Raw genomic sequence first — 24,938 nt, 5'->3', positions numbered from 1 at the left:
ATAATTTTTGTTGACAGATTTTTTTATTGGATTATAATCTCCCTATCATTGTTCTTTTTGAATTTTCTATTTTTATGTAGGCGCCCGGGAGGGCTTAAAAGGGAATTCCGCACCGCGTTCGGCAAAGACGCGTTAGACGGAAACGGTCCCGCCGCTGTATGGGATGACGAAATCCGCAGATTGATGCCATTACCTGGATTTTCAGGTGAGAAGGCGAGCGGATAGTAGGATGACTCCCAAGTCAGAAGACCTGCCTATGTATTAAGTGATGTGATACGCGAGAATATCATATTGCGCATATACGGGTTTGTAGAACAGGGAACTTACCCCGCATCTTTTAAAAAGGTGCGGGGATTTTTTTTGGAAAGTGAAGGGAAGAAGATGAAGAAGATTTTGATGTGTTTGGCAATCAGTATTGTTGTTGCAAATATCGCGTTTGCAGATGAAAATAAAAGAGAGGAAAATCTGTTAGAGAAATTTTTTGAAGCCGCGATGACTCCTATGGAAACAGTGCTTGGCCCGGTTGTTGATTTGGGGCAAATCATTATAACGCCTACCAAAAATGCAGAAAAACTGGGAGCGGCTTCATTATCTGTCACGCCCATTAACGTAGAGGATGCGGTAAAAAACGGCCAGATAAAGGTTGAGGAGGCGCTACGAAACGTTTCCGGAGCAGACGTTGTCGAGAATGGCACCAATGGGCCAACATCTGTATTTATCCGTGGAGCCAATTCCAATCACACGCTTGTCCTGCTGGATGGCGTTAAATTATATAATCCGATCTCAACCAATGGCGCTTTTGATTTTACCGACTTGACTCTGGATAATCTTGAAAGGATAGAAGTTTTGCGCGGATCGCAAAGTGCCTTGTACGGTTCGGACGCAATGGGGGGTGTCATAAACATAGAAACTAAAAAGTGCGAAACTAATTTTGTCAACGCCTCATTCGAAAGCGGTTCGTACTATACCACTAACGAATCTTTTGCTATGGGCGCACATGTTAATCGGTTGCATTATACGTTTGGCGGGTCACAATTCAATACCAAGGGGATCTCGCAAGCTGAAGCGAAAAATAATAATCCGGAAATAGACCCGTACGACAGGACATCCTTCTCGGCCAGGCTTGATTATGACATAACTGACAGGCTGACCGCCGGAGGAACTTTTCGATATACGCTGTCTCATTTTAAGTACGATAATTTTGGAGTGGACTATCCAAACCTTCATGCCAGCCATGAAAATTATATCTTTACGCATTATATCGAGCAGGAATTATTCGATTGGTGGAAGTATAAAATAAACATGGGATGGATGGTTAATTTTAATCGCGATTTCGATGATATCGGCGGTCCAAACACGAACTATCAAAGGGATAATTATTTTGGAAAGTCTTTCACCGTTGATTATCAGAATACGTTTAAAATATTGGATTTTGACCGTATCGTAATAGGATACAATCATATGGAAGAATTGGGTCATAGTTATTATAACATTGTTAACCCGTCTTCTTTTCTCGATTCAGTAAGCAATATGCCAAAAGCTACCGCGAGAAACGAGGCTTTTTATCTCGAAAATAGGTTTAATTACAAAGACAGGCTTACCGCTACTCAGGGGATGAGGGTCGATGATCACTCATATGCCGGTACTCATGTGACGTATAAGATCGACGGATCTTATTTATTGCCAAGCGCTACGAAAATACGCGGTAGCGTATCAACGGGTTTTAAGGCTCCCACGCTATATCAGTTAAACGCGCCGTCAGATCCTTATTTTGGCGGGGGGAACCCAAACCTGAAATCAGAAACAAGCTTTTCTTATGAATATGGTTTAGATCAATACTTAATTGGTGAAAAACTCACCGCGTCAGTAGTCTATTTTCAGAATAGGTTTGAGAACCTTATAGACACTACAACCGATCCGGTTACCTGGTACACGTCGCAGTATATGAATATAAGCAAGGCGTATACGTACGGCGTGGAATCAGAGTTAAAATTTAAGGCTTATGACAAATTAAGCGGTGAAATATCGTATACCTGGATGCAGACAAAAGATCTTAGCACTGATTCAGAACTTTTACGCAGGGCAAAAAACAAGGTCAAGGCACAGCTAAGATGGATTGTATTCCCCAGATTCGAAACGAACGTGATAGTGCGGTATACCGGCCCCAGAATGGATACCGGGCAAAATAAATTGAAACAGTATACAACGGTAGACTTGACGCTGAATTACGAGTTAACCAAAAACTTTACAGCTTTTGTAAACATAAAGAACCTGTTCAATAAACATTATGAAGAGGTCAGATTGTACGGAGAGCCCGGGATAAATGCTTATGGAGGCGTAAGGGCAAAATTTTAGGCATTTAACTGTGCGTGACCGTGGTATAATCCTGCGTGAGGGTAAAATGAGCTACAAAACATTTAAAGCTTGTGCGGCTATTATAGTCGCCGCGTATTTTATTCTATATTCGCAGAATATTTTCGCCCAGGCCATCAATACTAAAGATGGCCCGGGCCCAGGTTCGGTGAGCATAAGAGATGATATGAAGTCGTATGAGATCATCTGCACGGAACACGCGAAAGAATATGCGGAATACTACCGAATGCTTAAGGATAGAATAGTTCGAAAGCTGAGAAGTAATTACAAAGTTAATTATGCGCCCGGCGATGTGGATATGTACTTTGTGCTCAACCGGGATGGGGCATTAATAAGAATGGATATTGATATCGAGAAATCTGTAAATGATAAACGCCTGATCGACATTGCCATTTTGAGCGTACAGCAGGCGTCGCCCTTTCCGGCGTTTCCGAAAGAGCTGGACGCGGCAAAGATGCCGTTTGAGCTTACCATCTCCTTCAAAAAAGAGTGAATCCCGCGCCGTATTTAGCTTGAAATTTCATCCAAATTAGTCTATTCTATTATTCTGTATACGAGTAGCGCACCCTTAAAGGTGCGCTACGTCAGAATGCTCATCGGAGGTTGTTATGAAGAGGGTAGCGCTGGGGGTCGTATTCCTTATGGCTGTTGCGGTATCGGTGTGCGCTGAGCCCACTGAGCCCAGTACCGTTGAAAATGAGTATCAGCAATTGGACCGGTTGCGCGCGGAAATTACCCGCGCAAGACGGGAGTTGGACCGGTTCATGAAGGATATTGCCGTGCCTTATGCGGACATGGATAAGGCAGGAGGCGTCTTTGGTCAAGAAGTGCGCGTCGATGTAAGTCAAGACGCGAATGATGTGATAGTCAAGGCCGACCTTCCGGGTATGAGCAAAGACAAAATAGAGATCACGCTGGAGAAAGACCGGATGCTTAAGATATCCGGATCGCGCGATGTAGTTACTAAAGAGGAGAGTCCGGGGGTCGTCAGGCAGGAGCGGATGAGTGGACGGTTTGAGCGTTTACTTGAACTTCCGGCCGAATGCGAAAGCCAGGGGATAAGAGCAACTTATAAAGAAGGAGTCCTCGAAATAGTTCTGCCGAAAAAGAAGGGCGGAAAAGAAGAGGCTGTAAAAGTAAAAGTACAGTGAAAGGGGTTGTACCAGTGAAAGCATCGGAATTAAAAAAAGGCATGATCATTAAAGACGGCGCGAATTTTTTCATGGTCGTCGAGATGGAACACAGGACACCGGGGAATTTGCGAGCCATATATCAGGCAGTGATCAAGAATATTTTAACAGGTCAGACGCTCAATAAACGCTATAGCCCCTCGGACTCGGTCGAGAAAGCCGATCTCGAATCCAAGAAAGTGCAGTATCTTTACCGTGACAGTTCCGGGTTCCATTTCATGGATCTGGAAAATTACGAATCCCTTTGCATTACCGACGAGATGATAGGTTCCGCGAAAGATTATCTTAAAGAGAATCTCGAGGCGTCGTTGCTTTATCACGAGCATAGGCCGATCACGATAGAAATGCCGGTAAGTGTGGCGCTGAAGATCGTGGAGTCGGCCCCGGGAGCCAAGGGCGACACTTCCGGCAAAGCGATGAAGCCGGCGAAGCTTGAGACGGGTATTACGGTCAATGTCCCGCTCTTTATCGACGAAGGGGAGATGATCTTAATCGATACGCGTACGGGCGATTATCTTGGGAGAGCGTAATTGGGTGGGCTCACCTGAAAGGTTTGAAGTTGCGGTGCTGGGCGGTGGTGCCGCCGGTATAGCGGCGGCGATAGCGGCGGCGAGAGGCGGAAAGTCCGTCGTGATCTGTGAACACATGCCGCGCCTCGGCAAAAAGATACTTGCGTCGGGCAATGGCCGGTGCAACCTTCTCAATGAAAATCTCTCCGAAAAGTTTTATAATACCGCGGCGCAACCCCTTGTAAAAAACGTATTCGCAAAATTCGGCCGGCGCGACATCCTGGATTTTTTTGAACGCCTGGGTCTTAAGACATATTCCGATTCCGGCCGCATATTTCCCGCAACAAACCAATCATCATCGGTGCTGAAAGTACTCGAAATGGAGTTGAGGCGCCTCGCCGTATCCGTCGAGCTCAATTTTAAGGTTACCGATATTACATCCGGCAAAGATGGATTTCTTCTCTCTTCCGGCGTAGGTCGCAGGATTGCGTCCCGCTCGCTTGTTATCGCCGCCGGCGGCAGATCGTACCCTGCGTTAGGCTCGGACGGGGCTTCTTATAAATTCGCGGAGCAATTCGGCCATAAGGTGATTGTGCCTGTGCCCGCCGCGGTTGCTCTGATGACTAAAGACCGGATATGCCATCTCCTTCAGGGACAGAAGATATCTGCGAGCGCGAAGGCTATTATAGGTGGAAAGATTTCAGCCGAGGCGGCAGGAGAAGTTTTGTTTACGAAATACGGCCTTTCCGGCACGGCAATACTCGATATAAGCCGGGATATTTCGGTGGCGATAAACAGGTTTGGGAATAAGGGTGTGAAGATTGCGATAGACATGGTTCCATTTATCAAAGAAAACGACTTGGCTTCAGAGCTGAAGGCAAGGATGGAAAAGAAATATCTACCGGAAGAGATGATCGCGGGGATACTGCCGAATAAGTTTGGCGGAGCGTTTGCGGATGCTCTAAAACTACAGGACGCTTCGGCTATAGCTAAAATATTCAAATCGAAAGATTTCGTCATCACAGGTACCAGGGGCTGGAACGAGGCTGATTTTACGGCCGGCGGTATCGCAACCGGAGAAGTTGACGTAACGACGTTAGAATCGAAGTTTAAAAAAGGGTTATACTTTGCCGGCGAGATATTGGATGTGGATGGATGCCGCGGCGGATACAACCTGGCCTGGGCCTGGGCGTCCGGCCATTTGGCGGGGGCGAGCGCGTGAAAAATTACGATGTAGCGGTGATAGGCGCAGGAGCGGCCGGGACCATGGCCGCGATAAGAGCCGGACAGCTCAAGAAGAAAGTTATTCTTATTGAGCGCAATGACTCCATTGGGCGAAAGATACTCATCACCGGAAAAGGCAGATGCAATATCACCAACCTTACCGATGTCGGCCATTTCGTGGAAAAATTCGGCAAACAGGGGGAATTTTTACGAACCGCATTTTATGCATTTTCGAGCGAGGACCTTATGGATTTTTTCAGATCTTTAGGGCTCGAGACGAAGGTGGAGCGCCAGGGCAGAGTATTTCCGGTAACCGATAAGGCCAGGTCTGTGGTCGAAGCTCTGCATAAAGCGCTTGCCGTATCGTGCGTCGAGGTTCTTTACGGCACACGCATTACGGAGATCGCGAAGGATAAGGATGCGTTTAAACTTTTTTCGGAAGACGGCCGCGAGTTCGGCGCATCGAGCGTGATCGTGGCTACCGGCGGCGCTTCTTACAAAACGACCGGGTCTACGGGAGACGGATTCGTAATGGCTGAGCGGATGGGGCACAAAATAGTCCCGCTTACGCCCGCGCTCGTTCCTCTTACTGTCCGTGATGAGTGGATCAAAGAGTTCCAGGGGGTGGCGCTGGAGCACATAAAGATCGTTTTTGAGTACGGCAATAAGCGGTTAGCTTCCGAGGTGGGAGAGTTGATGTTTACGCATTTCGGAGTTTCCGGCCCGCTGATACTCGATCTGAGCGGAAAGGTGACGGATATTCTGAAAGAACATAAAACGGTAGCGCTTTTTATCGACCTCAAACCCGGCCTGCGGGATGAGCAGTTGGAAAGTAAGCTATTATACAAATTCAAAATAAAAGGCAATGTCATTCTAAAGAACCTGATGAAGGATATACTACCGCAACGGTTAGTGGATAGGTATTTAAAAATGGTGGGATTAAAAGGTGAAATCAAGGCGAACCAGGTTACTCAGGAACAAAGGCGCATAATGATACAGACATTAAAACGTTTTCCGCTTACAATATCCGGATCCCTGGCGATCGAAGAGGCGATGGTTACCGCCGGAGGCGTGTCGACCAAAGATATAAATCCGCGCACGATGGAATCGAAAGTTGTTCCGGGCATATACTTCGCGGGCGAGCTCATCGAAGGATCGGCCGCAAGCGGCGGATACAATCTTCAGCAGGCATTTTCGACGGGTTATTTAGCGGGAGAGAAGGCGGCAGATGCGTAAGATAATTCTGGCGTCAAAATCGAAGGCCAGGCAGAAACTTCTTCGGCAGATAGGGTTGAAGTTCAGCGTCGTTGGCTCCGCGGCGACGGAAGAGAGCGTGCTTAAAGGCCGCTGTGAGGATCTGGTGATCGAGAATGCTCTATCCAAAGCCTGTGAAGTCGCTTCCAGATTCGATTCCGGCGTGGTGATAGGCGCCGATACTGTGGTTCTCGTAGGCAGGCGCATAATCGGTAAACCGAAGACCATGCGTGATGCGCGCGCGGCGCTTAAGATTCTGTCGAAGAAGCCGCAATGGGTTTACACAGGGGTTGCTGTTATCGATATAGATAGCGGCAGGGCGTACACCGATTACGAAAAAACAAAAGTTTATATGTATCCATTGACAGACACCCAGATAATGAGTTACTTTAAGAAGATATCGCCGTTTGAAAAAGCGGGGTCGTTTGACGTGCAGGGGCCGGGGTCGATATTCATCGACCGTATCGAAGGCTGTTTCTATAATGTCGTGGGCCTGCCTCTTGCGAAACTCGCGAAGATTTTTCGCAGGATAGGGGTAGAGATTTTTTGATATAGCAGTAGAATGTGCTGTGTCGAGTGGTTCGCTCCGGACGCTCGGCGCGCTCCAGCGGCGCGCCTCGCTCCATAAAATTTTTTATGCCGCCTCCATCATATAACAGCGGACCGAGCCATAAAAAATTGTAAGGCCGGAGCTCACCACATCGCCACATCACATTCCCGGTGAATCAAAAAATTTTGATGGGGAGTAAGAAAACATTGAATAACTTTAGAGAAAAACAGATACGTAAATTAGCCTATTATCGATATTTAGACGGAGGCTGTACTAATGGTAAAGATTTAGAAGATTGGCATGTTTGTACTAAATGGTGGCCATGGAATTGGTTGTGGGATAAAGTTCCAAAGAAAACTCTGATCGTAATAATTCTTATTTTATCAGGGCTAATTTTTTATGATATGCCGGCTACCAAGATATTATATTATGCTTTACCCGCTCAAATAAAAGAACCGCTTAGTCAAAGTCAATCCATGTTGTTGAATTACAATATATCGCCGGAATTTTATGCCAAAAACTTAGCCCCCATCATGAGGGAATTTAGGTATCCGTTATTCGTTGATTTTATGGACAGGGTCATGTTTCATCTTAAATATTTTAGAAAGGTACGCCCTTTTGTTATTACTCACCAATCCATATATTCTCATATCTATTTTAAAGACGGTGGCGCTAATTATTCATTAATTCCATTTATTACGCTAAAAAATATTGGCAATGCTACTGCTATTATAACGTCTGTAAATATTCAAGCGATTAATGAGCTTAAAACAGATATTACGTATCCACAATTTGATCGTATTTTGCCAATAGAGTTGTTTCCGAACGAAGAACTAATATTGTTTTATGGCCAAGAGATGCCGCCATCAAAATTTAAATCTAATGTCGAGATACTTTATAAAGATTTAAAAGAAAGCACCTATAAGAATAACAATGTAAGAAATTTCTTTAGGACATTCAGCAAAAAGATAGTAAGCTAGTTTTGAAAAAGATAGGTAGTGCACTATTTACATTCCAAGGTTGAAATTTTGGGTGTTCGCATCTATTAGCTCGAGTATTGGCACCTATTGTGCTTCTCGACTCGGCCTCGCGGCCTTCGGCGGGGAGGCTCCGCACCCGCGTGGATGACACACGAAAGACCTAAAACGCATTATGTGAGCACAATAAAAATGTTAGGTCTTTTATGAGGAAGAAAAACGGTTTCTATATAACAATCTTTTGATATCAAAAGAGCCGAGGATGTCCGCAAGGTAGAAGAGGGTAATTTTGAATACAGGAGCAAGTTGGCGGTCCCGCCATGGGTTCTTGCGCTGGCGGGATGAGCCCCGCTCATGCGGGGCGAGTTCCGCAGGCTCCCGTTTTTCGACGAACAAAAGACCGGTTCTGCGAAGCAGAAAACATTTTTCTTTCCACCTCTTTAGGTGGTTGTGCGAACATAACGAGTTTTAAGTCTTATCTTAATAGATTGCTTCGCCCCTCCGGGGCTCGCAATGACGGAAAATATAAGGGGGTAATGATGAACAAGATAAAATTCGACTTTAATAATATGATGAGCCATTCCGTGGGCGCGAAACACGGTGTGACCGACAAGGAGCTCGCGGGCGCTACGCCGGCGGCCAAAAAAGCGCTTCGGCACATTGCAAAGATACTCGCCGACGATAAGAGCCGCATTGGCTTGGGTCTCGAATGGACGCGCCTGCCCTATCAGGATAAAAGCGAGATCGCGAAATTGCAGAAGCTGGGCGACCATATCGCCGCTAAATATGACAATGTCATCTCGCTTGGAATAGGCGGTTCATACCTCGGTCTCAAGGCGGCACAAGATGCGCTCCAGATGCCGTATTATAACGATTTTCCCGGGGTAAGACGGAAGAGGCCGCGCATTTATTTCGAGGGGAATAATCTCGACCCGGAAACGCTCGGAGTTTTGCTGGATAATCTCGAGCCTAAAAAAACATTCGTTGTGGTCATATCGAAATCGGGGGAGACGACGGAGACCAAAGCCGCTTTTGCGGTTGTTGAAGAATGGTTAAAAAAAAGCGTCGGCAAAAAATACGGCCGGCAAGTTATAGCGATCACCGATCCGGCCTCCGGCACGTTGCGGCAAAAAGTTAAAGTGAAACAGGCGGAAGATGTTAATGCTTTTATAAGCCTACCGGTAATGAAAGGCGTGGGTGGCAGATTCTCGGAATTGAATATAGGGCTTTTGCACCTTGCGATAATCGGCGTGAAGATACAGGATGTCCTGGATGGAGCGGCTAATATGCTTAAAACGTGCTTGCAATCCGCGCCCGGCAAAAATCCGGCGCTGATGTACGCGGCCATCCATACGATCCTCTACCGTAAAAAGAAAAAATCGATCGCGATAATGATGCCTTTTTCGGAGACGTTGAAGTCGACCGCCGACTGGTATGTCCAGCTTCTCGCCGAGTCGCTCGGCAAGAAACATCCGCGCAAGATCGCTTTTGCCAAAGACGGCACCGAGGCATGGATTGCGGATACTCGGAAGAGCGTTAATCTCGGACGCACGCCTATACCAAGCCGTGGCACAAACGACCTGCACTCCATTCAGCAGAATAATATCGAGGGTGAAAATAATAAGGCGGTAACGTTCATAAGGGTCGAGGGCTTCAGAAGCGACATAGCTCTTAGCGGGACTGGCGACTTCCTGTCGGGAAAGCGTTTTTCGAAACTGCTCTCGGCGGCTGAGGAGGCGACGGAGTGGGCGCTCGTCAAAGAGTCGCGGCCCAATTGCACGATAGTCATGCCGCGCGTAACTCCATACTCGTGGGGCGAGCTTATAATGTTTTTCGAGATGGCCACGGCTTATGAGGGTGAACTTCTGGGCGTCAATGCTTATGATCAGCCCGGTGTTGAAGGGTATAAAAATTACATGTACTACAAACTGCGTAAACCGGAGTTGCCGGAAAGCATAGTGCGCCAAATACGCGCGACCCCCCTGAGAAAGAGCGAAAAGTACATCGTCTAAAATGACGTCCGAGCTCTTGTCAAAACGCCGAATAGCAGGTATACTTGATGGACAACCAAGGAGGCCATATGTGCAAGACATGCGCGGCTCATAAGAAGAAAAAGAAGAAGAGGTAGGCGGTAACATTTTATATATAACCCTGTTGGATGTTTGATGCCAGCAGGGTTTTTTTTAGGCAAAATCCTTCACAGTAGTATCGATTGATGATATAATCTGCAATAAAGGATATGATGAAAACGCTTCTTTTATCGTTCGTCACGGCTACGCTGGTCTTGTCCGGCTACTCCGGATACTTGTATGCCGATACGCAAGATGTGCCTTCCGCCGTCGTAGAGGGATCGATATATTCCTATCGCGAAGACGATGTTCCGGAAGTTTTCTTCTTTCCGAAGGAGAGGGCGCGTTGGGACGGGACTCGGGTTACCATGCGCGAATGGTATATGCTTACCGACCTGCAGAAAGAGAGATTTGTCAGCGAATATTTGGGCGAGCTCAAGAAACAGTATAATGGGGCTATGGAGATACTCGGCCTGGACTACTTAAATGCACTTAACGTTTTTTCGGAGTACGCCAACGAGAAGATACAGCGTCAACCTTCCGCGAAGGTTATAGACTTGCTACTGGAAGGCCAGGGCAAGAGCCCGACTAATTCACAATAAGAGGAGACAAAAAGTGTTCAGGGAAAAAATAAAAGTTCTCGATTGTACGATCAGGGACGGTGGGCTTATAAATAATCATGACTTCGATCACAGATTCGTGCGTTCGGTATATAAGGCGCTTTCCGAAGCCGGCGTAGATTATATGGAAATAGGGTATAAAAATTCGAAAAAGCTATTTCCGTCAAAAGATTTCGGAGTGTGGAAATTCTGCGACGACGATGACATTAAAAAAGTCATCGACGGCATAGAGTCGCAGACGAAGATATCGGTCATGGTTGATGTGGGAAGGGTCGATGTCGACGATGTAAAACTGCGCAAAGACAGCCCTGTGGCCATGATACGGGTAGCGTCGTACGTAAAGGATATCGATAAAGCGATATATCTTGTGAACCGTTTCGACGAGAAAGGTTATGAGACGACCGTGAATATCATGGCCATATCGCGCGCCCTCGACAACGAGCTGAATGAAGCGCTCCACCAGCTCGAGGAAGAAAGCAAGGCCCAGGTTATTTATATAGTGGACAGTTTTGGCGCGCTCTACCAGGAATCGACGGAGTTCCTGATAAAGAAGGCGAAGAGCATTTTAAAGACCAAAGAGGTTGGCATTCACGCGCACAATAACCAACAGCTCGCTTTTTCCAATACCATAGAAGCCATTATCCACAACGCCAACTATGTCGACGGTACCGTTTATGGCCTGGGCAGGGCCGCGGGCAATTGCCCTCTGGAGCTTCTGATAGGTTTCTTAAAGAATCCGAAATTCGACATACGTCCGATACTCGACCTGATATCCAAAGAGTTCGTTCCACTCAGAGAGAAGATGGAATGGGGTTATATAATACCATACGCTATTACCGGAATGCTCGACGAGCATCCGAAGGCGGCAATGGAATTGCGCGGCGGGCCGAAAAAAGAAAATTACAGGGAATTTTACGAAAGCTTAGCCGCGACGGATTTAGATTAAATGGACATAGCGCGATTTAAAAAACTGCCGGTAATGGGTATTGTAAGAGGCATCGAAGCCGATGTCGTAGCTCCAATCGTCGAGTCTATGATATTTGCGGGGGGCGGGACGCTCGAGATAACTATGAATACGGCGAACGCTCCGGCGCTTATTCGTTCGGCGGTGAAAGCGGCGCGGTCACGTCTTATGATAGGCGCCGGCACCGTACTGAATGTGGAGACTCTTAAATCGGCTCTCGACGCGGGGGCGACGTTCATAGTGACGCCGGTTATGATCGACGAAGTTGTGGAGTATTGCGTCGATAAGGCTATCCCCGTGTTTCCGGGAGCATTTACTCCGGCCGAGATATACCGGGCGCATTGCGCCGGCGCGACGATGGTAAAAGTTTTCCCGTCGGGTATCTTGGGTCCGAAATATTTCAGTGAGATTAAAGGGCCGTTTGCCGATATCGAGCTTATGGCATGCGGCGGCGTGACGGCCGAAAATCTTCCGGATTATTTTTCTGCCGGGGCGGACGCCGTCGCATTCGGCGCGGGCGTATTCCGCAGGGAATGGCTGTCCGGTGGGAAATTCGATAGAATAATGGACGAGATCCGCAGGATCGTAGATTCTTTTAAACGCACGGGTACAAGATGAGGATAAGCGAGGCGCAGTTTACCATCTTCGACGTAGAGACGACGGGGCTCTTTCCATATTCCGGGGACAGGATATGCGAGATAGCGGCTTTGCGGATCGACACTTCTTTTGCTTTACCGCAGAAGTTCTGGTCGCTGGTGAATCCCATGCGCCCAATATCCTACGGCGCGTTTTCGGTCAATCGCATAACTCCGGCTATGCTGGCCGGCAAACCTACCATCGACAAAGTGCTACCGAGTTTTATGGATTTTGCCAGCGGCAGTGTCCTTGTGGCGTATAACGCGGGATTCGATCTTGGATTTTTGGAGAGCGCTCTGGGCGAAGGCAAAGATATTTTAAAAGATTACCATGTGATAGACGCGCTTGCCCTGGCGAGAAAGATCTTTCGGGATTCCCCCAGATACAGTCTGGGCGTTATTTCGCGGCATCTGGGCATAGAGACGCCCCTCGAACACCGGGCCATGGCCGATGCGCTTTTAACATTGAAGGTTTTCCAGAAAGAACTGGATGTTATAATGCGGGAAGGTATAGAACTTATCGAGGATATATCGTTTGCGCGGAGCCGGGGGCAGAAGGCCAATACCCGAGTGAAGCTGATAGAGGACGCGATACGCGAGCAGGGGCATATAAATGTTGTGGGTTGATGTGACGCCTCATCCGTATTCGTACTATCGACGAGCGATAACGAAAAGGCGCTGGTAATATTCAAGGCGTAGTGAATCTTTGGGCAAAGAGCGTTTTATTGTTCATGTAGATATGGACGCGTTCTTCGCATCCATAGAGGAGAGGGATAATCCGGCGCTACGGGGTAAGCCCATAGTGGTGGGTGCCGATCCTCGGAGCGGGAGTGGTAGGGGTGTGGTTTCGACCTGTTCGTACGCCGCGCGCAAGTACGGCATACACTCCGCGATGCCGATATCCGTCGCTTTCAGGAAGTGCCCGCAGGCGATATTTCTTCCTGTGGACATGGATAAATATTCGACAGCTTCGGAAGAGATATACGAAATATTGTATTCTTTTTCACCGGACATAGAGCCGATAAGCATCGACGAGGCGTTTCTTGACATAACGGGCAGTTTCCATCTCTTCGGTACGCCGGTCGAAACATGCAGGCTCATAAAGGCTAAGATAAAGAAGCTTACCGGTCTTACGGCGTCGGTGGGCCTGGCCCCGACGAAAATGGCGGCCAAGATAGCCTCTGATATCGGCAAGCCGGATGGTTTAGTCGAGGTTGCGGCAAAGGGGCTCATCGGGTTCCTGAAGCCTCTGAACGTGCGAAGGATATGGGGTCTTGGCGAAAAGTGCGAAGAAGTCATGCGGGGTCTGGGTATCAGCACTATCGGCGATCTTGCCGCGCGGAAGCCGGATGATCTGGAAGCTATGCTTGGTAAAGCGGGGCGTGATTTTTGGCGGCTGGCCAATGGTATCGACTCCCGGATGGTCGAGCCGGCCGGAGAAGCTAAATCGATCAGCAACGAGACGACGTTCGATGTCGATACTATGGAATCCCAGAAAGTGGACGCCGCGCTTATGGCTATGTGTGAAAAGGTATCGAGCCGATTGCGTATATCGGGGGTTAAATGCAGGACGATAACTTTAAAGGTGCGGCTTGCGGATTTTAGCACATTCACAAGATCGGTTACGATAAGCAGTGCAACGAACTTCATAGATATTTTATATAAAACTATAAGCGCTCTTTATAAGGATTTCGACAGAAAGGGCAAGAAGGTCCGGCTTCTCGGGGTAAGGACTTCGAATTTCTGCCCGGCCGGGTTTCGGGACTATCTTTTTAGAGATTCCGGAGATGTTCGGCGGGAAGCGGCACATAAGGCGCTCGACAGAATAAAAAAGCGTTTTGGGGACAGTTCGATATTTATCGCCGGAAGCAGGGCGTAGTTTTATAATAATAAGGTTATGACAAATCGGAGCGGCAAATGAAAAAAAAGATGATCGAATCTAAACCGGTGTCGGCCAAGAGATACTATAAAGACATGACGAAGGATGGCCTTAAGCTATCCTTTATCGCTAATCGAGAATACAATCTCGCTAAGGATAAATATACAGCTACGCTTCGCGATGATTTTATGGCTACCGCTATTGCCGTCAGGGATCGCCTGGTTGATAGATGGATGGTGACGCAGGAAAAGTATCACGATGAGAATCTTAAGAGGGTGTATTACCTGTCGATGGAGTTTCTTATCGGCAGGCTTTTGGGCACCAATCTGATAAATCTGGGTTTAGAAAATCAGGCGGCGGCGGCGCTCGAGGATCTAGGTTTTGATATTAAAAAGATAGAGGATGCCGGAGTGGACGCGGGCCTCGGTAACGGCGGTTTAGGCCGGCTCGCGGCATGTTTCCTTGATTCTATGGCGACGCTGGGGATCCCGGCGCACGGTTACGGCATAAGGTTTGAATACGGAATATTTAATCAGAAGATAGTTAATGGTTATCAGGTGGAATATCCTGACGAATGGTTGCGGCAAGGCAATCCGTGGGAATTCCAGCGGCCCGAATATACGGTAAAGGTAAAATTCTACGGTCGAGCCTACATGGCGCACGACGATAACGGACAGCTCCGCGCGCACTGGGTGGATACCGACGATGTCTTAGCGACGCCCTACGATATGCCCGTACCCGGCTATAAGAACAATGTCGTCAATACACTGCGTTTGTGGTCGGCCAGGGCGAGCGAAGAGTTTGACTTAAGCTACTTCAATGACGGTGACTACGAGCGCGCGGTATACAGCAAGATGCTTACCGAAAATATATCGAAGGTTCTCTATCCCAATGACAACGTAAGCCAGGGAAGAGAACTGCGCTTAAAGCAGGAATATTTTTTTACTGCGGCTTCGCTTGCCGACATAATCCGGCGCTTCAAAATGGAAAATAAGGAAATAACCAGGCTGTCGGAGAAAGCGGCCATACAGTTGAACGATACGCACCCATCGATAGCTATCGCCGAGCTTATGCGCATACTTATCGACGAAGAGAGGGTTGATTGGGATACGGCATGGAAGATCGTGGTCGGCACATTCGCTTATACCAACCATACTATAATGCCCGAGGCGCTTGAGTGTTGGCCGGTCGGTTTATTCGAGCATCTTTTGCCGCGGCACCTTCAGATTATATACGAGATCAACCTGCGATTTCTTAAGGAAGCGGCAAACGCGTTTCCCGGAGACAATGACCGGCTTCGCCGCATGTCGATAGTCGAGGAAGGCGATGTCAAAAAGATACGCATGGCTCATCTTGCCGTGATCGGCAGTCATTCGATAAACGGTGTTTCCGAGCTTCATACAAGGTTGCTCAAAGAAAAATTATTCAAAGATTTTTACGATATATATCCGGAGAGATTTAACAATAAAACGAACGGGGTCACGCAGAGGCGATGGGTGAAAAAAGCGAACGAGCCGCTTTCAGGACTCATCACGAGCGTTATCGGTGATAAATGGATCACCGATCTGAATGATATAGAGAAGCTCGCCGCGTTTAAGGATGATAAGGGGTTTAGGGAAAAATGGGTTGCGGTAAAAACCGCCAATAAAAAAGAACTGGCAGATTATATCGTTAAAACGACGGGCATTGAGGTCGATCCTTCGTCGATGTTCGACGTCCAGATTAAAAGGATACATGAGTATAAAAGACAGCTTCTTTTTGGATTCTATATCCTGTCGCAATATATCAGGATAAAGGCTGACCCGAAGTGCGATTTCCTGCCGAGAACATTTATATTCGGCGGAAAGGCGGCGCCCGGTTATGCCATGGCAAAACTGACGATCAAATTCATAAACAGCATAGCCGATGTTGTCAACAAAGATAAGTCGATAGACGGCAGGATGAAAGTGGTTTTTCTTGAGAATTACTGCGTATCTCTGGCCGAGCGGATATTCCCGGCGAGCGAGCTATCCGAGCAGATATCGACTGCCGGCACCGAAGCGTCGGGTACCGGATGCATGAAGTTCATGATGAACGGCGCTTTGACCATCGGCACGCTTGACGGAGCCAATATCGAGATAGCCGAAGCTGTCGGGAAGGATAATATCTTCACGTTCGGCCTCGACGCCGCCCAGATACAAGAACTCAAGGCCTGCGGATACAATCCGAGTGAATATATCGAAAGATGCCGCCCATTGAAAGAGACGGTCGACCTTATCCGTAGTAATTTTCTTACCCCGGTCGAGTTCGGGCTGTTCGATCCGCTTGTTCGCACGATCACGGACAGCGATCATTTTTGTGTCTGCGCGGATTTCGATAAATATCTTGAGGCGCAGGAGGCTGTTTCGCATGCGTACCGGAACCATACGGATTGGACAAAGAAATCGATAATGAATGTGGCCAGGTCGGGAAAATTTTCCAGCGACAGGACGATAAAAGATTACGCTAAGGATATCTGGGGAGTGCCCTCCGGCAGGAGGTAATCCATGCGGGATAAAAAGATCAGGCCTTTTCCAGGGCTGAGCGCGCCGCATCCCGCAGTTTCGCGAAATCGGCCGGACTGAAGCCGGTGGTTTCTATAGCAGGCAGTACCGTTACACTACCGGGCACGCTCGTCTGGAAGAGCCAGGTGCCTTTCGGGATAGCGTCGCCGGTACCTTTTATGGAAACGGGTAGCACGGGAACTTTTTCTTTTATAGCCAGCTTGAATGCTCCATTTTGAAAATCCCGCATCTCGCCGGTATTACTGCGAGTTCCTTCCGGGAAGAATAAGACCGACATCCCACCCCTCAACCAGCCAGCCGCTTCGCGATACACCTTTTTTATGCTTCCGAAATCTCCCCGCTCGAGTTTTATGTGTTTAGCCAGTGACATGCACCATCCAACAAACGGTAGATTGAATAAACTGTCCTTGGCGACCCACTTGAATTGCATCCGGATAAGATAAACGATTATAATATCGGCGAGGCTCTGGTGATTGGCTACAACAATATAAGTCCGGTTCTTGTCTATGTGTTCAAGACCGCTTACTTTAATATGCCAGTAAGGATTGAGACCGACCACGGCTTTTGCCCACCAGAAGCATTGGGCGTGCGCCGTTTTTTTCATTCTGTCGAATGGGTGCAGGGCTATCGCGATCAGCATTGCGAAATAAAGCGCTATCGTAAGCGTCGTCCCTACAGCCCATATAGCTACTGACAGTATAATTTTTCTTACCATGGCAGTATCATAAAGTATGCGGCAAATACTGTCAACCCAAAATTTTCAGTGAATAATAAAGTTTAAAAATCCCGTGTTTTATTATATAATCATGTTCAAAGGAGACGCATGAAGACAAATACACTTGAAAGGTTAGATGAGAAGATGGGCGGGATCGATAAAGATTCGGTCCGATATACCGTTCTCCAGGCCGCAAAAGATTTTAAATCATCCTGGGTTGCGTTGGGGCAGGCCCTGTATTCCGTATGGAAAGATAAATCGTACAAAGAGTGGGGTTATATAACATTCGATGCGTATACCCAGAAGGAGATAGGTATTAAGAAGACCACGGCTATGAAGCTCCTTAAGTCCTATTACTTCCTCGAAAAAGAAGAGCCGGCTTACCTGCAGAAAGATCACTCCGACGATAGTTCGCCCGCCGCAGTGCCGAGTTATGAAGCGGTTAATCTTCTGCGATTAGCTAAGAATAAAAATACGATAGATAAAGACGATTATCAGCGTTTCAAAAAAGATGTGCTTGAGACAGGCAAAGATACGGGGCAGCTTAAAAAAGATCTTACCGCCCTTATAAGAGAACGCGAAGAGCTTTCACCCGAAGACGCGCGCCAGGCCCGGAAGATAGTATTCGTGAAGAGGGTCATATCTTCCTTGAAGGCGTTAAAAACCGGCATGGAAGCGCAAAAGTTCCTGAGTGTCGGACTTTTAAAAGAGATATCGGGGCTTATAGCTAAATTGGAGAGTGAGGTTTCATAAGTATGGACGGGCTTATCAGGGCAAAAAACTGCATAATGGCCGCGAAAGACATAGTTATTTCAGGCCATATAAATCCCGACGGTGACTCCATAGGTTCGCTACTGTCCCTCGGCCTCGGTCTGGAAAAGCTGGGCAAGCGTGTTTATATGATCAGTTATGACGGTGTTCCCAAGCGGTACAGGAAATTGCCCGGCGCGTCACGCATCCGACGGAGATTGAAAAAATCTACAGTAGATCTTGCCATATCTGTCGATTGCAGTAACAAAGAAGTACTTGGACCCGCTTACGATGCATTTATCGGCGCCAGGGAGATCCTCGAGATAGATCATCATGATTTTAGGCGGCCCTTCGGCGATGTAACATTTGTCGACTGTGATGCCGCGGCTGTCGGCGAGATGGTGTATGAACTTTTAAAAAAGTTACGCGTCCCCATCACTCAGGAGATCGCGGACAATCTGATGACGTCCATTATAGTGGAGACGAACTCTTTTAGGCTTCCCAGCGTGCGTTCTTATACATTCGAGGTTTGCACCGAACTCATCCGCGCCGGCGTGAATTTTTATGAATTAGTCGAAGCGATATTCTGGTCGAGAACGAAAGAGTCTACTATACTTTCTGGTATCTGTCTTGCCCGAAGCAAATTCCGAAGATCCGGCAGGATTGCCTGGTCGATTATAAGGAAGAGGGATTTTAGCCGCGTGAAAGGCCAGGATGATGATGTCGATGCCGTGCCCGATGAGATGCGGGCGATAAAGAAGGTGGACATAGCGGTGTTATTCCGCGAGAACGGTAATAATGTTTTGAGAGTGAGCTTAAGATCGAAGGATAATATAAATGTGGCCAGTGTTGCCGAGCGTTATGGCGGCGGCGGGCACTTCGATGTCGCGGGATGCTCTATCCCTAACAATCGCGGGGCTATCCAGGAGTTTTTGCGGCATACGGATGACTTGCTGGATAAAGAAAAAGAGAGCGCGAGATAAAAGGGCGGTATCTGAATGGCTGAAGATACGATCGCGGTCAAATGGTATTACAGGCCGATATGGGTAATAGTCGCGTTATTGGCGGCGGGGCCTTTTGCTCTGCCGCTTGTGTGGCTCAGCCCGGCGTTAAAAAAACTGCACAAAATATTTCTGACTATAGCAGTGCTTATTATCACAGTGTGGTTGATAATGACTACCGCCGAAATATGCCGTGTTGTAATCAAACAGATGGAAGACATAAAAAGCATTATGCAGACATAGATGCCGATAATAATCGACGGTTGGAACCTTATAAGGGACAGGAGTTCCTGCATAGACGATATCGATGGCGATTCGCTCCGCTCGGCGGCGGCGCTGATAGCGTATTTGCGCGATTTTCAGCGCACGCGGAAAGATCCGGTAATTATAGTATTCGACAGCGCTCATGAATTTTTAGACATGCGATACACTAATACCGCCCAACTTAAAATAGTTCCCGCAAAAGACGCCGACGCGTATATCAAAAGATTTATCGACGATGTCCCGGAGAGGCAGAGGGGCAATCTCAGAGTTGTAAGTTCCGACGGAGATATTTATTATTATGCGAAAAGCCGTTATGCGGTGCCGCTGAAGTCGGGCGAGTTTTGGAGTAAACTTAAAGACGCTTGACGTTTACATATTTAAATGCTATTATTATGCAATAATCTAAAGTCAGCCGTGTAGATCGAACAGGTTTTAATATGAGATAACCTGCGCGGTTATTGTAAAGGGGTGAGATATAATGCCGAAGGTCAGCGTTGGGGAACATGAGCCGCTGGAAAAGGCGCTAAGACGTTTCAAAAAAAAGATAGAGATAGAAGGCATTCTTAAGACGCTTAAAGCAAGAAAACACTACGAGAAGCCCAGTGAGCGGAAACGCCGCAAGAGAAAAATGGGATGGAAGGCATTCTAAGGAAGGCGCCATGATTTTACAATGAAGCCGCTTCTAAGAGAGTTTAGAGGACGGCTTCGTTGTTTTTAGGAGGGCGGTATGTTCGATTTTCTTAAACATAAGAAAAAAGTGGCATTGGTGCTCGGCGGGGGGTCGGCCCGCGGTATAGCGCACATAGGCGTTCTGAAAGTCCTGCAAGCCGAGAGGATACCTGTAGACATGGTAGTTGGCACCAGCATGGGCGCCCTCATCGGTGCCGGATATGCGCTTGGAATACCCATCCACAAGATGGAGGAGATGGCTTACTCGTTTACAGCGAATAAGCTGATGGATCCTACGATACCGAGGATGGGTTTATTGGCGGGTGGAAAGCTCGAGTTAGCCATACGCGGACTTATTGACAATTCAGCCTTTACCGATTGCAAGATACCTTTCGCGGCCGTAACGACAAATATAGAAACGGGCGAGGAGGTCGTTCATCAGTCGGGAGACCTGGTAAAGTCGATCCGCGCAAGTTGCTCGTGGCCCGGTATATTCAACCCGGTAAGCATCGGCGGGAAGCTTTTAGTCGACGGCGGAATCAAGAATAGCGTGCCTACTAAAATAGCCAGGGCTCTGGGCGCCGAGTATGTGCTGGCTGTCGATGTGGGTTTCTGTGTAAAAGAAGGGCCTATAAAGAACGTATTCCAGATATTATTGCAGGCGTTCCAGATAACGGGTGAAGAGCTGAATAAATACCAGGCGATCGATGCCGATTTTGTCATAAAAGTAAACCTTGGACATATTGACCAGGTGGCTTTCGAAAGATCGCGGGAGTCTGTGCAACTGGGCATTGAGGCGGCGCAAAACGCAATGCCGCAATTAAGGAAAGATATGAGGTTGTAGCAATGTTGGGATTTATAGCAGGTGTATTCGTTTGCATAGTCGCCTTGGCGCTATTTGGCTGGTTTAACCGGTCGAAAGGGCTTAAGGATGAGGAAGCTAAGTCTGTCATGGCCAATCTGAAGGAATCTTTCGGCGCGCTTTCCATGGAGGCGTTATCGAAAAATACTACCGAGTTTCTAAAGATAGCGAACGAAACCCTGTCGAAGCAGATGAATCTGGGCGAGAAGGATCTTGAAGGTAAGAAAAAGTTTATAGACCAGACCCTCGATGCGATGAAGCAGGAACTGCAGAATGTACAGCGGATCGTTTCGGATTTCGAAAAAGACAGAGAGATGAAGTTTGGTGAACTCTCCAATCAGCTGAAAGTTACCGCCCAACAAACCGGTGAGCTGAGAGACGTTACTACGCAGTTGCGCAGTGCCTTGACCGGCACCGCTTCACGCGGGCAGTGGGGCGGGCGTATAGCCGAAGACATATTGCGGCTGGCGGGCTTTATCGAGGGGATCAATTACCTGAAAGAGAAGGCTCAGAGTACGGTAAATACGCGGCCTGATTATACATTCCTGCTACCGCAGGGGCTTAAAGTTAATATGGACGTAAAATTTCCGCTGAATGGATATCTGCGCTACCTCGAAGTGGAGAATGATACGGAAAGACAGCGTTTCCGGGATCAGTTCCTACGCGATGCCAGGACGAGGATTAAAGAGGTTACAAGCCGGGATTACATAAATCCGGAAGAGAAGACGCTCGATTATGTCATCGTGTTCATCCCAAATGAGCAAGCCTATGCCTTTATAAACGAGAATGACCGGTCACTTCTTGATGATGCGTTAAGGTCCAAGGTCATTGTATGTTCGCCGCTTACTCTTTACGCGATCCTGGCTGTCATACGACAGGCGGTGGATAATTTCAATCTTGAGAAGACGGCGTCCCAGATACTGTCGCTCCTGGGCGCGTTTAATAAGCAGTGGGATGCCTTCATAACTTCATTCGACAAACTGGGCGACAAAATAAAAGCGGTGCAGGATGAGTATGATACTCTCACCTCCACCAGGCGTACTAAGCTCGACCGCCCAATCAGGAAGATAGAGGATTTAAGGCGCCAGAAGGGCATCCCTGAGGCGAATGTCATAGAAGGCGAGCTCGACCAGCTCGAGGCATTGGAAGAATCCAGGTAATTTCCGCTTTACTTATAACCTGCCTTGTGTTAAATTACTATTCCTATGAAAAAACGCATTATTTCCATAGCGTTGAGGACATTCATAAGCGTCGGCCTTATAGTACTATTATTATATATTATGAGGGGTAAGTACGACGAAATATGGAGCGCGATAAAAGGTTCCCAGCCACTCCTCCTGATACTGGCTATTGCGGCATTTGTGCTGGCTATGGGTTTCGCTTCTTTTCGCATGGTGCTTATAATCAATGCCCAATCGGGAACAACCGTAACATTCGCCGAGGCATTTTCATTAACCTTCATAGGATACTTCTTTAATAATTTCTTACCCACCTCGATAGGCGGGGATGTTGCTAAAGCGTACTATCTTTCCAAAAAGAGCGCTGAAAAGCTCGGTTCCTTCACTTCTATATTTATTGACAGAGTCATTGGCCTGATAACTATGATATTTATGGCCGCGGCGGCATTATTATTCGTGAAGAATCAATTCATAGATGTGAATGTAAAGTGCATGATATACGCAATAACTCTCTGCTCGCTCCTTGCCATAGTTTTTAGTATGAATAAAAATTTTGCGAAGAAATTTTCCGTCTTGTTATTTTTTATCAAGCCGATGGAAGATAAATTGAGACGGATTTATAACGCGATCCATTCTTACAAAAAACATTCGGGTATGCTGTGGAAAGCGCTTATCATATCCGTGGTAAGTCAGGCGTTGTTTTTCGTGAGCATAGGGGTAATAGCGGCCAGCATAGGCGCGATAATACCTCCGCTCGACATACTGTTACGGATGCCGATAATTTGCGCGATCAGTCTGTTGCCGTCGATAAATGGCCTCGGTGTCAGGGAAGGCTCGACGGTAATGCTCTTAGGCCCGGTCATCGGCAAAGAGAGTGCGTTTGCTGTTGGTATACTTTGGTTCATGATGCTTCTCGTTGTAAGCGTTGCCGGCGGCCTTATCTATGCCTTCAGCCCCCAATTCAAGATGAAATGGGGAGATATCGAAAAGATCGAAAAAGAGGACGAGGAGGTTGAAGCGGCATGATAGATAAAGAGCTTATGGATATACTTGCCTGTCCGGCTTGCAAAAGCGGCGTGGAACTGAAGGGCGATAAGATAATTTGCGCGAAATGTAAAAAGGCGTATCCCGTAAAGGATGGCATCCCCGTGATGCTTATCGAGGAAGCGGAAGATATATCTTAAACGAAAGGTTAAAGGCATGCGTAAGATACTGGTGATACATGGGCCGAATCTCGATCTTTTAGGAGCCCGGGAGGTCAATGTTTACGGTAGCGTTACGATAGATGAGATAAATAAGGCGCTCAAGGAAGCGGCATCGTCAAGGAAGGTGTCCCTCGAAATAATACAGTCCAACCACGAGGGCGATATAGTCGATGCGATAGGACACGCTATGGGAAAATTCGACGCCATACTCATAAATCCCGCCGCGTATACTCACACCAGCGTAGCGATACGGGATGCTGTGGCCGCTGTCAAAATACCTACGGTTGAGGTGCACCTTTCAAATATATACGGACGTGAAGAGTTTAGGCATACCTCGCTCATAGCGCCCGTTGCTAAGGGGCAGGTATGCGGTTTTGGTAAGGCAAGTTACCTTCTGGGGCTTACAGCGGCGATTGGACTGATAGACGATGATAAGTAAGGTTTTTGCAAAACGAATCGCTCTTTTAAAACAAAGGCTTTGCGACGTACAGCTTGACGCGTTTTTGATTGCGAGGGATGTGAATGTTTCGTATGTGAGCGGTTTTGACGGGCATGACGCCGTCATACTGGTTACGCGGGGTAAGAGCTTTTTTATAACCGATTCGCGGTATGTAGAGCATGTGAAAAAAACCGTGAAAGGGTTTGAGGTTATACTGGCCGGGAAGACGCTTTATGAGGTAATACGTGAGATCGCTTCCGAGCACAAGTTGAATCGTATAGGTTTTGAGTCGACGAACCTGCCTTACTCGGTCGTGGTGCGTTTAAAGAAGATTGTTGCGGGGAGTGTTCTCGTCCCGACGACCGGCTTAGTCGAGGGCTTGCGGATCATAAAAGACAGCCGGGAGATTCAGCTCATTAAAGAGTCGCTACGGCTTACTAAGAGTGTTTTAGCGCGTATCCGGCGTCTTGTGAAGCCCGGGGTCAGTGAAGAGTTCATAGCCAGGAAGATCGAGATGATGTACCTGGGCGCGGGCGCTAAGTCGAATTTTTCGCCCATAGTGGCCGCGGGCGCGAATTCCTCAATGCCGCATGCGCTACCGACACCCCGCAAGATATCGCGTAACGATCTCGTGATGATCGATCTCGGGTGCTCTCTCGCGGGTTATAACTCGGATCTTACGCGCATGGTCGTGACGGGTAAGCTCAATAGCAGGATCGCGAAGATAGCGGATGTGGTACAGACTGCGCAGGTATCTGCAATAAAAGCCGTGCGGCCGGGGGCAAAGCTTGCAGACATAGACGCCGCGGCCAGGACTGACATCGCCGGAGAAGGTTACGGTAAATATTTCGGCCATGCGCTCGGGCATGGAGTAGGCATGGAAGTACACGAAGCTCCGTCGGTTTCATCGTTGAGCTCTGAGACTGCCAGGCCGGGTATGGTTTTTACGATCGAGCCGGCTATTTATATGCCGGGATTGGGTGGGGTAAGGATAGAGGATATGGTCCTTGTTACGGAAAAAGGATGTGAGGTCTTGTCCAGGTAGTAATTGGAATTAACGCGGAGGAA

General features: G+C 47.8%; 27 protein-coding genes and 1 riboswitch. Of the genes, 26 read left to right on the top strand and 1 reads right to left on the bottom strand.

Translation table 11 applies throughout. The annotated features are described in order from the left end of the window. The first annotated feature begins 61 nt into the window (after positions 1-61). A riboswitch (cobalamin riboswitch) is annotated at positions 62-273 on the top strand. Positions 274-381: 108 nt separating this feature from the next. From PHS46_01190 to PHS46_01120, 15 genes are all read left to right on the top strand, one after another. Continuing rightward, positions 382-2,355 (top strand): TonB-dependent receptor, encoded by a 1,974-nt coding sequence (locus PHS46_01190; GenBank protein MDD3905129.1) that lies wholly within the window; start codon positions 382-384, stop codon positions 2,353-2,355. 46 nt (positions 2,356-2,401) lie between these two features. Further along, positions 2,402-2,866, top strand: a complete 465-nt coding sequence (locus PHS46_01185) for an energy transducer TonB (GenBank protein ID MDD3905128.1) — start codon at positions 2,402-2,404, stop codon at positions 2,864-2,866. A 115-nt stretch (positions 2,867-2,981) separates the two neighbouring features. Then, positions 2,982-3,524 carry an Hsp20/alpha crystallin family protein gene (locus tag PHS46_01180; protein ID MDD3905127.1) on the top strand — a complete coding sequence of 181 codons (543 nt, stop codon included), beginning with the start codon at positions 2,982-2,984 and terminating at the stop codon, positions 3,522-3,524. A gap of 14 nt (positions 3,525-3,538) precedes the next feature. Continuing rightward, a complete protein-coding gene (efp, locus tag PHS46_01175) occupies positions 3,539-4,093 on the top strand; it encodes an elongation factor P (protein MDD3905126.1) in 555 nt (184 codons plus the stop codon). Between the two features lie 4 nt (positions 4,094-4,097). Next, entirely contained in the window at positions 4,098-5,294 is a 1,197-nt protein-coding gene (locus PHS46_01170; GenBank protein ID MDD3905125.1) for an aminoacetone oxidase family FAD-binding enzyme, read from the top strand. Further along, positions 5,291-6,532 carry an NAD(P)/FAD-dependent oxidoreductase gene (locus PHS46_01165; protein ID MDD3905124.1) on the top strand — a complete coding sequence of 414 codons (1,242 nt, stop codon included), beginning with the start codon at positions 5,291-5,293 and terminating at the stop codon, positions 6,530-6,532. The genes PHS46_01170 and PHS46_01165 overlap by 4 nt, the downstream gene beginning before the upstream one ends. Further along, a complete protein-coding gene (locus PHS46_01160) occupies positions 6,525-7,100 on the top strand; it encodes a Maf family protein (protein MDD3905123.1) in 576 nt (191 codons plus the stop codon). Before PHS46_01165 ends, PHS46_01160 begins: the two co-directional genes overlap by 8 nt. Positions 7,101-7,288: 188 nt before the next feature. Beyond that, the gene (locus PHS46_01155) at positions 7,289-8,080 is read left to right on the top strand and encodes a DUF2934 domain-containing protein (GenBank protein ID MDD3905122.1); all 792 of its coding nucleotides are present in this window, start codon (positions 7,289-7,291) and stop codon (positions 8,078-8,080) included. Between the two features lie 536 nt (positions 8,081-8,616). Further along, positions 8,617-10,089: a hypothetical protein gene (locus tag PHS46_01150; GenBank protein MDD3905121.1), complete on the top strand. Its 1,473-nt coding sequence runs from the start codon at positions 8,617-8,619 to the stop codon at positions 10,087-10,089. A 230-nt stretch (positions 10,090-10,319) separates the two neighbouring features. After that, the gene (locus PHS46_01145) at positions 10,320-10,748 is read left to right on the top strand and encodes a hypothetical protein (GenBank protein ID MDD3905120.1); all 429 of its coding nucleotides are present in this window, start codon (positions 10,320-10,322) and stop codon (positions 10,746-10,748) included. Between the two features lie 13 nt (positions 10,749-10,761). Continuing rightward, positions 10,762-11,712: an aldolase catalytic domain-containing protein gene (locus PHS46_01140; protein MDD3905119.1), complete on the top strand. Its 951-nt coding sequence runs from the start codon at positions 10,762-10,764 to the stop codon at positions 11,710-11,712. Next, positions 11,713-12,348 (top strand): bifunctional 4-hydroxy-2-oxoglutarate aldolase/2-dehydro-3-deoxy-phosphogluconate aldolase, encoded by a 636-nt coding sequence (locus PHS46_01135; GenBank protein MDD3905118.1) that lies wholly within the window; start codon positions 11,713-11,715, stop codon positions 12,346-12,348. It begins immediately after the preceding gene. Continuing rightward, positions 12,345-12,992, top strand: a complete 648-nt coding sequence (locus PHS46_01130; protein MDD3905117.1) for a 3'-5' exonuclease — start codon at positions 12,345-12,347, stop codon at positions 12,990-12,992. The genes PHS46_01135 and PHS46_01130 overlap by 4 nt, the downstream gene beginning before the upstream one ends. Positions 12,993-13,071: 79 nt before the next feature. Beyond that, positions 13,072-14,244: a DNA polymerase IV gene (dinB, locus tag PHS46_01125; protein MDD3905116.1), complete on the top strand. Its 1,173-nt coding sequence runs from the start codon at positions 13,072-13,074 to the stop codon at positions 14,242-14,244. 38 nt (positions 14,245-14,282) lie between these two features. Beyond that, positions 14,283-16,766, top strand: coding sequence for a glycogen/starch/alpha-glucan phosphorylase (locus PHS46_01120; GenBank protein MDD3905115.1), 2,484 nt, complete (start codon positions 14,283-14,285; stop codon positions 16,764-16,766). 19 nt (positions 16,767-16,785) lie between these two features. Here PHS46_01120 and PHS46_01115 read toward each other — a convergent pair whose 3' ends face one another. Then, a complete protein-coding gene (locus tag PHS46_01115) occupies positions 16,786-17,502 on the bottom strand; it encodes a lysophospholipid acyltransferase family protein (GenBank protein ID MDD3905114.1) in 717 nt (238 codons plus the stop codon). Positions 17,503-17,610: 108 nt separating this feature from the next. On the opposite strand from PHS46_01115, the gene PHS46_01110 reads away from it, so the two are divergent. From PHS46_01110 to PHS46_01060, 11 genes are all read left to right on the top strand, one after another. Then, on the top strand, positions 17,611-18,255 hold the full coding sequence (locus tag PHS46_01110; GenBank protein ID MDD3905113.1) for a hypothetical protein: 645 nt from the start codon (positions 17,611-17,613) through the stop codon (positions 18,253-18,255). A 2-nt stretch (positions 18,256-18,257) separates the two neighbouring features. Then, complete coding sequence (locus PHS46_01105; protein ID MDD3905112.1) at positions 18,258-19,235, top strand: DHH family phosphoesterase; 978 nt, start codon at positions 18,258-18,260, stop codon at positions 19,233-19,235. Between the two features lie 15 nt (positions 19,236-19,250). After that, the gene (locus PHS46_01100; protein MDD3905111.1) at positions 19,251-19,496 is read left to right on the top strand and encodes a hypothetical protein; all 246 of its coding nucleotides are present in this window, start codon (positions 19,251-19,253) and stop codon (positions 19,494-19,496) included. Next, positions 19,497-19,883 (top strand): NYN domain-containing protein, encoded by a 387-nt coding sequence (locus PHS46_01095; protein MDD3905110.1) that lies wholly within the window; start codon positions 19,497-19,499, stop codon positions 19,881-19,883. Between the two features lie 112 nt (positions 19,884-19,995). Further along, positions 19,996-20,166 (top strand): 30S ribosomal protein S21, encoded by a 171-nt coding sequence (rpsU, locus tag PHS46_01090; GenBank protein ID MDD3905109.1) that lies wholly within the window; start codon positions 19,996-19,998, stop codon positions 20,164-20,166. A 78-nt stretch (positions 20,167-20,244) separates the two neighbouring features. After that, on the top strand, positions 20,245-21,030 hold the full coding sequence (locus PHS46_01085) for a patatin-like phospholipase family protein (GenBank protein MDD3905108.1): 786 nt from the start codon (positions 20,245-20,247) through the stop codon (positions 21,028-21,030). A 2-nt stretch (positions 21,031-21,032) separates the two neighbouring features. Further along, complete coding sequence (locus tag PHS46_01080) at positions 21,033-22,208, top strand: DNA recombination protein RmuC (GenBank protein MDD3905107.1); 1,176 nt, start codon at positions 21,033-21,035, stop codon at positions 22,206-22,208. Positions 22,209-22,253: 45 nt separating this feature from the next. Further along, positions 22,254-23,252, top strand: coding sequence for a lysylphosphatidylglycerol synthase transmembrane domain-containing protein (locus tag PHS46_01075; GenBank protein ID MDD3905106.1), 999 nt, complete (start codon positions 22,254-22,256; stop codon positions 23,250-23,252). Beyond that, positions 23,249-23,410, top strand: a complete 162-nt coding sequence (locus PHS46_01070; protein ID MDD3905105.1) for a Trm112 family protein — start codon at positions 23,249-23,251, stop codon at positions 23,408-23,410. Before PHS46_01075 ends, PHS46_01070 begins: the two co-directional genes overlap by 4 nt. 16 nt (positions 23,411-23,426) lie before the next feature. Next, positions 23,427-23,870 carry a type II 3-dehydroquinate dehydratase gene (aroQ, locus tag PHS46_01065; GenBank protein MDD3905104.1) on the top strand — a complete coding sequence of 148 codons (444 nt, stop codon included), beginning with the start codon at positions 23,427-23,429 and terminating at the stop codon, positions 23,868-23,870. Continuing rightward, a complete protein-coding gene (locus PHS46_01060; protein MDD3905103.1) occupies positions 23,860-24,915 on the top strand; it encodes a Xaa-Pro peptidase family protein in 1,056 nt (351 codons plus the stop codon). Before aroQ ends, PHS46_01060 begins: the two co-directional genes overlap by 11 nt. Positions 24,916-24,938 lie beyond the last annotated feature (23 nt).

It is taken from the genome of Candidatus Omnitrophota bacterium, from assembly GCA_028699255.1.
In the GTDB taxonomy this organism is placed as follows: Bacteria; Omnitrophota; Gorgyraeia; order 2-01-FULL-45-10; family 2-01-FULL-45-10; genus FEN-1322.
The sequence above is the reverse complement of the archived record's forward strand: the minus strand, read 5'-3'. Positions and strand labels throughout refer to the sequence as shown.